Source organism: Methanococcoides seepicolus (genome assembly GCF_023684405.1).
Classification (GTDB): Archaea; Halobacteriota; Methanosarcinia; order Methanosarcinales; family Methanosarcinaceae; genus Methanococcoides; species Methanococcoides seepicolus.
In genome coordinates, this window is record NZ_JAGSOI010000151.1 from 1 (window position 1) to 742 (window position 742).

A 742-nucleotide genomic window follows, 5' to 3' on the forward strand; every position below is an offset into this window, starting at 1 on the left:
TCTTCAGAAAAAGCATTTTACGAAAGTAAAACAAGGGCCACAGACCATTGATGAGGATAAGTTCAGGTTCGATAGATTTGTTCTCTTAATAGAGGATTGGCTTAGGAGAAAATTGAGGATTCAGTTGCTGGTGGAGTGTTTGAGATAAGTTAATAGGAGTAAGAACAAAAAGGAGGAATAATTAGAGAAGTACTGAAGTTGAAAACTAGCAAGAATTTTGAAGTGAATTTAATTTTGTAAATTCTCAACAATAACATGATTCTGAATTTCTTCAAGAAAATTGCTTTCCGAACCTTTTTGAGTGTAAATAATTAGTTTTTCCTTTGCTCTAGTTACTGCTACATAAAAAAGTCTCCTTTCCTCTTCTTCTCTATCTTTCTTCCTTCCTTTAGTAGCAGGTTCAAAAATATCAGGATTTTCTCTCTCGCAAGGAAAACCATATAATCCTTCTACAACGTTGAGCAAAAATACAACTCTTGCTTGCAAACCCTTACTTTTATGAACAGACATAAAATGAATTTTGTTTCGTGATTTGGTTTCAAACGAAATGGGAATATTCTGAATTGTAGAATATTCGTAACTATTCAGCCTACCTATCGTCAATCTTGTATGACCGACTATAATACAAAAAATTAATTTGCAACCCTAAAATCAAACAATCGTTGGAACAAATGGCTTTCCATCGATTGCATCTTGAATAGCTTTCATCACAGAAAGTTGATTCTTCTTAACAGTAGAAATG

General features: G+C 33.0%; 1 protein-coding gene and 1 pseudogene. One reads left to right on the plus strand and one right to left on the minus strand.

Features of this window, described 5'->3' with window-relative positions:
• Positions 1 to 148: pseudogene (locus tag KDK67_RS14725) on the plus strand (ISH3 family transposase); the annotation flags it as partial.
• An 80-nt stretch (positions 149 to 228) separates the two neighbouring features.
• Here KDK67_RS14725 and KDK67_RS14170 read toward each other — a convergent pair.
• Positions 229 to 603: a 3'-5' exonuclease gene (locus KDK67_RS14170; protein ID WP_276575174.1), complete on the minus strand. Its 375-nt coding sequence runs from the start codon at positions 601 to 603 to the stop codon at positions 229 to 231.
• Positions 604 to 742: the final 139 nt, after the last annotated feature.